This window comes from Streptomyces sp. NPDC005899 (assembly GCF_040629645.1).
In the GTDB taxonomy this organism is placed as follows: Bacteria; Actinomycetota; Actinomycetes; order Streptomycetales; family Streptomycetaceae; genus Streptomyces.
The window spans coordinates 1-8,115 of the sequence record NZ_JBEXWB010000296.1 but is presented as its reverse complement, the minus strand read 5'-3'; the positions used below and the strand labels follow the sequence as shown (position 1 = coordinate 8,115).

Genomic DNA, 8,115 nt, shown 5'->3' with positions numbered 1-8,115 from the left:
CGGCCGGCGCCTCCCCCGCGCCCGCCGCAGCCCCGGGCCCTCCCGCGCCGCGCCGCGCCGGACACCACCTGACACCACGACGCGCCACCGACCGCAGAAACGGACCGGCCACCCGAGCCGGCCAGGGAGAGGAAAGAGCACTCATGGCCAACACCGAAGCGTCACTGAAGGAAGCGATGACGTCGATCGAGGGAACCCTCGGCGTCGCGCTCGTCGACTACACCAGCGGCATGGCCCTGGGCACCCTCGGCGGTGGCAAGGAGTTCAACCTGGAAGTCGCGGCGGCGGGCAACACCGATGTCGTACGCGCCAAGCTCCGCACCATGGAACACCTGGGCATCCAGGAGGAGATCGAGGACATCCTCATCACCCTCAGCACGCAGTACCACCTGATCCGGCTGCTCAAGACCCGTGGCAGCAACGGCCTGTTCCTCTACCTCGTGCTGGACTCCGGCCGCGCCAACCTGGCGATGGCCCGCCACCAGCTGAGGAAGATCGAGGCCGAGCTGGAGGTCTGACCCCCGCCGCCCCCACCGGCCGGACCCGCCCCGCACAGTCACCGGCGGCGCCGCGCCCCACCGGGCGCGGCGTCCCCGGCCATCGGCCCGGTCACCTTGTACCCCTCCACCTGGCTGCCCGCCGGCCGCCCCCGCCGCACCCGGTCGGTCCACACCCAGTACAGGGCGTCGTCACGCCGCTCGCGCCGCCCGAGCCGTACGGCCTTCACCCAGAGCCCGGCACCGGCTCCGGCGAACAGGAGCCCACCGGCCCCCGGCAGCACGAAGGCACTGCCCACCGCCACCACGAACGCTCCCAGCAACCACCACCGGTTCCTCCGGCGCCAGTCCCGTACGGTCACGTGCCGGTCCTGCAGGAGGTCACCGCGCCCGGCCCGCGTGGCCGCCCGGGCGAGTTCCGCGTACCGCCCGGTGCGGGCCGACGCCACCGAGGCCGCGCCCACCAGGAACAGCACCGCCCCGGTCAGCAGCCCGATGCGCCGCCCGGTCAGCCCCGGCACGAAAGCGCCGACGGCCGCGGCGAGCAGCCCCGGCCACCACAGCGGTGCAGCCCCGGCCCGTACGATCACGGCCACCCTCGCCAGCGACTGCGCTCCACGCCCCACGTCCGTACCCCTTCCCCAGTTCTGTGGACCTTCCGGGCGCGGAGGTCAACGGGCGCAGATGAGCGGTTTCTGAGAGACGGCGGACGTGTGCGCGTGAGCCCTACTCGGCGAACAGCCCTCTCGCGGCGGCCCTCGCGTCGAAGTCCTCCAGCCGGGCCTGGGCCTCGGGCAGCCCGTCGCACATGGCCTCCAGCAGCACCCGTCCCAGGAGCATCGGCGCACACGCCGTGTCGAAGGCCAGTCCGGTGCCCACGGCGGCCGGGATCAGCAGGTCGCTGTGGGCGGCCACCGGTGCGAACGCCGAGTCGGCGACGGTCACCACCGTGAGGCCCTGCTGCCGGGCGTACGCCAGCGCGTCCACGACCTCGCGGGGGTGCCGGGGCAGCGCGAAGCACAGCAGCACTCCCGCTCCGGCCCGGCGGGCCGCGTCGATCCGGTCGTGGACCATGCTGCCGCCCTCGTCGAGCACCCGTACGTCCGGATGCACCTTGGCGGCGAAGTAACCGAAGCCCCGGGCCTGCGAGGACGCCGCCCGCAGCCCGAGCACCGGCAGGGGCCGTGATCCGGCGAGCAGCCTGCCCGCCCGTTCCACCGGTACCGGGTCGGCGAGCAGGTCGTCCAGATGCCGCAGGTTCTCGATCTCGGCGCGCACGGCCTGCTGGTACTCGTTGACGTCCGCCTCCCCGCCGGCGCCGCCCTCCGTCCCTTCCGGTGCGACCTCCCGCAGGTGCCTGCGGAGCGCCGGATACCCGTCGAAGCCGAGGGCCACGGCGAACCGGGTGACCGAGGGCTGGCTCACCCCCGCCAGCTCGGCCAGCTCCACACTGGAGAGGAACGGGGCGTCGGTGGCACGCCGCACCATGGAGTGCGCGATCCGCCGTTGCGTGGGAGTGAGCCTGCGCCCCTCGAAGAGCCCCTGCAACCGCGCGGCCGGGCTGCTCCCGCTCATGGTGTGTCCCCTCCGGAGATCCGGCGCACCGGACCGGTACCGCCGAATCCATTCAGCCAGCATGCAGGCTGAATGTCCATATACAGCCGCTGACGCTCGCATTGCGGGACGGCTGCCCCCTGCCGACCCTGGAACCATGATTCCAGCCAACACGAGGGGCCCCGGCGGTGTCGTCGTCCGCTACGGGAGCGACGACGCCGCGCACGTGCTGAGCGTCTACGCCGATCCGCGCTGCCCCTACTGCAAGCGCATGGAGCTCGGCCTCGGGGCCGTGATGGAGCGGGCCGCGGACGAGGGCCGGTTCGCGGTGGACCACCACTTCGGTACGTTCCTCGACGACTCGGCGGGCGGCACCGGCTCCATGGAGGCGCTGGCCGCGCTGGGAGCGGCGGCGGACGAGGGGCAGAAACCCTTCTTCCACTACCTGCGGGCCCTGTACGCCGATCAGCCCGGTGAGGAGGACGACGCGTTCGCCGACCGGGACAACCTCCTGCGGCCGGCCGAGGAGATCGAGGCACTGCACACCGAGGGTTTCCGGCGGAAGGTCCGGGAGGGCACCTACCTGCCGTGGGCCGCGCAGGTCTCGCTCGCCTTCGAGACGAGCGGCGTCCGCTCCACCCCGACGGTCCTGTTCGACCGCACCCCGGTCGCCGTCATCAACTCCCTGGGCTACGCGGTCACCCCGGAGGCGTTCCTGGCGGAGGTGACCGAGCGCTGAGCCGTGAGCGGGCCCACGGTCGCTTCCTCCGTGCTCCCGCGGCAGAGCCGGCTCGGGACCGTTGCCGGCCGACTCGATCACTCGGGCGTGCCGGTCGGTCCGGGAGAACCTGCCACGGCTGTGCGGAACCGGGGGGTTAGCCCCACTGCCCCCGGCCGTCCGGCTCCGTACCGTGAGCGGCATGGAAGCCCGTGACCCTGAGCTCAAGCGCGAGCTCGATGCCACCCTGCAGGCCCGCGGCGAGCTGGGCCCGGAATACGAGAGCGCCCTCGTCGACTCGTTCCTCGAGAAGGTCGAGCGGCGGCTCGACGGCACGCTCGACCGCCAGGTGCGCAGGCACTTCGCCGAGCGGCAGACGGCCACCGCCCGTGGCGCCACCCGACCGGCCAAGGGGGGAGGCGGCTTCGGGGAGCGGTTCGGTTTCGGGGCCGTCTCCCTGGTCCTGGCCGTCCCGCTGTCCGCGATCGGCGTCGCGAACGCGGGGATCGACGGGCTCGTGGTGGCCTGGCTGGGCATCGTCGGCGTCAACGCCGTGCACGCCGCCCGCGCGTGGCCCTGGTTCCGGCCGCGGCGGGAGGGGTCCGGCTGGGAGGACTGAGGCGGCGGCCCGATGCGCGGAGGGTCCGAAGTTCGGCCCGGATCGCGTGAGGTCCCGCGTACGGCGAGAGGACCGGCCCGCGAGGCGCGGGTCCGGCATGGAGGGTCCGAGGTTCCGCGTCCCGTCCGGAAAAGCCCGGGCGTGGCCGGGCGGGGGGCCGGAAGGGACGAGTCGTCGTGGGGACCGCCGCACCCCCGGTCACCCGGAGGGCGGGACGACGGCGGTCCCCACGAGGGACGCTCCCGGGTCAGGGCCGGGGTCGCGTCCGGGCGACGGTGGAGGTCCGGGAGCCGCTCCGTAGTCCGTGTCGCCGTACTCGGTGCCGGCGGGTTTCCCTGCCGACACCGATCACTCTGCCGGAGCCGTGTTAAGCCGGTGCTGCGTGCACGTGTCGCCCTCGTACCTTTTTCGCGAAGCCCGGAGGTCCGCGCAGCCCGGAGGCCGGGTCACGGCTTGGGGGCGGCGTCCCTGGCGAGGAACGCCAGCACGTCCTGCCTGCTCACGACCCCCGTCGGCTTCCCCTCGACGAGGACGATCGCCGCGTCGGCGCCGTCCGTGCCGCTGAGCACCGCCATCAGGTCCTCGACGGGTTCCCCGGAGCCCACCTGCGGCAGGGGGGCCGACATGTGCTTCTCCAGGGGGTCGGAGAGCGAGGCGCGCTGGGTGAAGAGGGCGTCCAGGAGCTGCCGCTCGACGACGGAGCCGATGACCTCCGCGGCCATCACGTCCGGGTGCCCGGCCCCCGGCTTCACGATGGGCATCTGTGAGACGCCGTACTCGCGGAGTACGTCGATGGCATCGCCGACCGTCTCCTCGGGGTGCATGTGCACGAGCGAGGGAAGCGGGCCCTCCTTGAAGTCCAGGACGGCACCGACCCGCGCGGACGGTCCGGTGTCCTCCAGGAAGCCGTAGTCGGCCATCCACTCGTCGTTGAAGATCTTGCTCATGTAGCCGCGCCCGCTGTCCGGCAGCAGGACGACCACCACGTCGTCGGGGCCGAGCCGCTGCGCGACCTCCAGCGCCGCGACCACCGCCATGCCGCAGGAACCGCCGACGAGCAGCCCCTCCTCCTTGGCGAGGCGCCGCGTCATCCGGAAGGAGTCCTTGTCGGAGACGGCGACGATCTCGTCGGTGACCGTGCGATCGTAGGCGCTCGGCCAGAAGTCCTCACCGACCCCCTCGACGAGGTACGGCCGGCCCGAACCGCCGGAGTAGACCGAACCCTCCGGGTCGGCGCCGACGACCCGCACCCCGCCTCCGCTGACCTCCTTGAGGTAGCGACCCGTACCGGTGATCGTCCCGCCGGTGCCGACGCCCGTGACGAAGTGGGTGATCCTCCCGTCGGTCTGCTCCCAGAGTTCGGGGCCCGTGGTCTCGTAGTGGGAGCGCGGGTTGTTCGGGTTGGAGTACTGGTCCGGCTTCCAGGCCCCCGGCGTCTCACGGACCAGGCGGTCGGAGACGTTGTAGTACGAGTCCGGGTGCTCGGGATCGACGGCCGTGGGGCAGACGACCACCTCGGCGCCGTACGCGCGCAGGACGTTGATCTTGTCGGTCGACACCTTGTCCGGGCAGACAAAGATGCACTTGTAGCCCTTCTGCTGGGCGACGATGGCCAGGCCGACACCCGTGTTGCCACTGGTCGGCTCGACGATCGTGCCGCCGGGCTTCAGCTCGCCGCTCTGTTCGGCCGCCTCGATCATGCGCAGCGCGATGCGGTCCTTCACCGACCCGCCGGGGTTGAAGTACTCGACCTTGGCCAGGACCGTCGCCTGAATGCCTGCCGACACATTACGCAGCCTCACCAGCGGGGTGTTACCGACAAGACTGATCATCGAATCGTGGAATTGCACCGTGTACTCCGGGATCTCCGAGATGGTCAGGCAAGAGTATGCGCAGGCGCACATGATCGGGCGGAGCGATTGGGCCATACCCCTCGCGGGGCAGGTACTGCTGTGTACGGCTGTAGGCATGGAGGAGGTGGACCGGACTGTGTCGAGAGCGAGGGTGGCACGGCGGATCGCGGCGGGCGCGGCCTACGGCGGCGGCAGCGTCGGGCTGATCGGCGCGGCGACGGTAGGCCTGGTACTGGCCGAGGTACAGCTGGCGAAACGGCAGGTGGGCGGCGGTACGGCCCCGGTGCCACCGAGTGCGGACGGACGGTACGGGGTGGCGTTCGCCGGGCCCGCCGACCCCTTGCGCTTCGTGCTGCTGGGTGACTCGACGGCGGCGGGCCAGGGGGTGCGCAGGGCCGGTCAGACGCCGGGGGCGCTCCTGGCCTCCGGGCTGGCGGCGGTGGCCGAGCGCCCGGTGGATCTGCGGAACGTGGCGTCGCCGGGGGCTCGCTCCGACGATCTGGAGCGCCAGGTGTCGCTGATCCTAACGGATCCATCGGGGGTCCCGGACGTCTGCGTGATCATGATCGGGGCGAACGACGTGACGCACCGCATGCCGGCCACGCAGTCGGTGCGGTGCCTGACCACGGCCGTGCGGCGGTTGCGCACGGCCGGCGCGGAGGTGGTCGTCGGCACCTGCCCGGACCTCGGCACACTCGAGCCGGTCTACCAGCCGCTGCGGTGGCTGGCCCGGCGCGTGAGCCGGCAGCTGGCGGCAGCCCAGACGATCGGGGCGGTGGAGCAGGGCGGGCGGACGGTGTCGCTGGGCGACCTTCTCGGCCCCGAGTTCGAGGCGAACCCGCGTGAGCTGTTCGGCCCCGACAACTACCACCCCTCGGCGGAGGGCTACGCGACGGCGTCGATGGCCATGCTCCCCACGCTGTGCGCGGCCCTGGGCCTGTGGCCCGAGTCCGACCACCTGGACGGGTCGCGGCGGGAGGACATGCTGCCGGTGGCCGAGGCGGCTTCCCAGGCCGCACGGGAGGCCGGTACGGAGGTCACCGGCGCCCGGGCGCCGTGGGCCCTGCTCAAGCACCGGCGCAGGCGCCGGCTGCCCGCCCACACGGAGCCGGTGCCGCACGACGGCTCCGGCGAGGGCCGCTCGGCCCCTCCGGAGACCGGGGCGCCGTGGCGGTCCGCGTGACGGACGGGCGCTGAGGGCACGGACGCTGGGAGGGGCCGTCCGAGGCGCGGACACGGCCGGACCTGGGCGGGGACGGGCCGCCCGGAAGCGTGGGTGCGCCGGACGGCACGCCGATCCGGGTGCGGCCGGACCCGGATCGGATACGGGGGAAGAAAACGAGTGACTGAGCGGTTGCTTAGAAAAGAGGCCCGCATCACATCGCTTGCCGGGTGACCTCAGCTATACGTACGGGTAACTTCCAAGTCAGTCCCAGCCTTCCTGCCTTCCAGCCCTCATGGAGCCGCGTGATGCCCGAAGCCGTGATCGTCTCTGCTGCCCGTTCGCCGATCGGCCGGGCCTTCAAGGGGTCTCTCAAGGACCTGCGCGCGGACGACCTGACCGCGACCATCATCCAGACGGCGCTGGCCAAGGTCCCGGAGCTGGACCCGAAGGACATCGACGACCTGATGCTCGGCTGCGGTCTTCCCGGCGGCGAGCAGGGCAACAACCTCGGCCGCATCATCGCGGTGCAGATGGGCATGGACCACCTCCCGGGCTGTACGGTCACCCGCTACTGCTCGTCCTCGCTCCAGACCAGCCGCATGGCGCTGCACGCGATCAAGGCCGGCGAGGGGGACGTCTTCATCTCCGCCGGTGTCGAGATGGTGTCCCGCTTCGTGAAGGGCAACTCCGACAGCCTGCCGGACACGCACAACCCGCTCTTCGCGGAGGCCGAGGCCCGCACGGCGGCCCGCGCCGAGGAGTCCGGCGCGAGCTGGACCGACCCGCGCGAGGAGGGCCTCGTCCCGGACGCGTACATCGCGATGGGACAGACCGCCGAGAACCTCGCCCGGATCAAGGGCGTCACCCGTCAGGACATGGACGAGTTCGGAGTGCGTTCGCAGAACCTCGCGGAGGAGGCCCTCAAGAACGGCTTCTGGGAGCGCGAGATCACCCCTGTGACGACGCCGGACGGCACGGTCGTCTCCAAGGACGACGGCCCGCGGGCGGGCGTATCCCTGGAGGGCGTGCAGGGCCTGAAGCCGGTGTTCCGCCCCGACGGACTCGTCACCGCGGCGAACTGCTGCCCGCTCAACGACGGGGCCGCGGCCCTCGTCATCATGTCGGACACCAAGGCGCGCGAGCTGGGCCTGACCCCGCTGGCCCGCATCGTGTCGACCGGCGTCTCCGGCCTCTCGCCCGAGATCATGGGATACGGGCCGGTCGAGGCGAGCAAGCAGGCGCTGAAGCGGGCCGGGCTGACGATCGACGACATCGACCTGGCCGAGATCAACGAGGCGTTCGCCGCCCAGGTCATCCCGTCCTACCGGGACCTCGGCCTGCCGCTCGACAAGGTCAACGTCAACGGTGGCGCCATCGCCGTCGGCCACCCCTTCGGCATGACGGGCGCCCGCATCACCGGCACGCTGATCAACAGCCTCCAGTTCCACGACAAGCAGTTCGGCCTCGAGACGATGTGCGTGGGCGGCGGCCAGGGCATGGCCATGGTCATCGAGCGGCTGAGCTGAGCCGTAGCGGAGGGTAGGGGTCGCCCGAGGTACGAGGGCGGCACCTGCCCGCAGCGGCAGGCGAAGCGAACGCGACCACGAACACCGTGCGGCTGAGCTGAGCCGTAGCGGAGGGTAGGGGTCGCCCGAGGTACGAGGGCGGCACCTGCCCGCAGCGGCAGGCGAAGCGAACGCGACCACGAA

8 protein-coding genes are annotated in these 8,115 nt (G+C 72.2%); 5 read left to right on the top strand and 3 right to left on the bottom strand.

Features of this window, described 5'->3' with window-relative positions; translation table 11 throughout:
- The first annotated feature begins 143 nt into the window (after positions 1 to 143).
- Positions 144 to 518: a hypothetical protein gene (locus tag ABZ371_RS25530; protein ID WP_358683686.1), complete on the top strand. Its 375-nt coding sequence runs from the start codon at positions 144 to 146 to the stop codon at positions 516 to 518.
- Between the two features lie 38 nt (positions 519 to 556).
- Here ABZ371_RS25530 and ABZ371_RS25525 read toward each other — a convergent pair whose 3' ends face one another.
- Entirely contained in the window at positions 557 to 1,093 is a 537-nt protein-coding gene (locus tag ABZ371_RS25525) for a hypothetical protein (protein WP_358683690.1), read from the bottom strand.
- Between the two features lie 130 nt (positions 1,094 to 1,223).
- Positions 1,224 to 2,072, bottom strand: coding sequence for a MurR/RpiR family transcriptional regulator (locus ABZ371_RS25520; RefSeq protein WP_358683684.1), 849 nt, complete (start codon positions 2,070 to 2,072; stop codon positions 1,224 to 1,226).
- A gap of 136 nt (positions 2,073 to 2,208) precedes the next feature.
- On the opposite strand from ABZ371_RS25520, the gene ABZ371_RS25515 reads away from it, so the two are divergent.
- Positions 2,209 to 2,790 carry a thioredoxin domain-containing protein gene (locus ABZ371_RS25515; RefSeq protein ID WP_358683682.1) on the top strand — a complete coding sequence of 194 codons (582 nt, stop codon included), beginning with the start codon at positions 2,209 to 2,211 and terminating at the stop codon, positions 2,788 to 2,790.
- A gap of 181 nt (positions 2,791 to 2,971) precedes the next feature.
- Positions 2,972 to 3,388 (top strand): hypothetical protein, encoded by a 417-nt coding sequence (locus ABZ371_RS25510; RefSeq protein WP_358683680.1) that lies wholly within the window; start codon positions 2,972 to 2,974, stop codon positions 3,386 to 3,388.
- Between the two features lie 446 nt (positions 3,389 to 3,834).
- On the opposite strand, the gene ABZ371_RS25505 is transcribed toward ABZ371_RS25510, so the two are convergent.
- Complete coding sequence (locus ABZ371_RS25505) at positions 3,835 to 5,238, bottom strand: cystathionine beta-synthase (RefSeq protein WP_358683678.1); 1,404 nt, start codon at positions 5,236 to 5,238, stop codon at positions 3,835 to 3,837.
- Positions 5,239 to 5,392: 154 nt separating this feature from the next.
- Between ABZ371_RS25505 and ABZ371_RS25500 the strand changes: the two genes are divergently transcribed.
- Both ABZ371_RS25500 and ABZ371_RS25495 read left to right on the top strand, forming a co-directional pair.
- Complete coding sequence (locus ABZ371_RS25500) at positions 5,393 to 6,424, top strand: SGNH/GDSL hydrolase family protein (protein ID WP_358683688.1); 1,032 nt, start codon at positions 5,393 to 5,395, stop codon at positions 6,422 to 6,424.
- Between the two features lie 287 nt (positions 6,425 to 6,711).
- On the top strand, positions 6,712 to 7,932 hold the full coding sequence (locus ABZ371_RS25495; RefSeq protein WP_358683676.1) for an acetyl-CoA C-acetyltransferase: 1,221 nt from the start codon (positions 6,712 to 6,714) through the stop codon (positions 7,930 to 7,932).
- Positions 7,933 to 8,115: the final 183 nt, after the last annotated feature.

Coding starts and splice junctions, on each gene's coding strand:
- ABZ371_RS25530 (WP_358683686.1), top strand. CDS start 144: ATGGCCAACACCGAAGCGTCACTGAAGGAAGCGATGACGTCGATCGAG.
- ABZ371_RS25520 (WP_358683684.1), bottom strand. CDS start 2,072: ATGAGCGGGAGCAGCCCGGCCGCGCGGTTGCAGGGGCTCTTCGAGGGG.
- ABZ371_RS25515 (WP_358683682.1), top strand. CDS start 2,209: ATGATTCCAGCCAACACGAGGGGCCCCGGCGGTGTCGTCGTCCGCTAC.
- ABZ371_RS25510 (WP_358683680.1), top strand. CDS start 2,972: ATGGAAGCCCGTGACCCTGAGCTCAAGCGCGAGCTCGATGCCACCCTG.
- ABZ371_RS25495 (WP_358683676.1), top strand. CDS start 6,712: ATGCCCGAAGCCGTGATCGTCTCTGCTGCCCGTTCGCCGATCGGCCGG.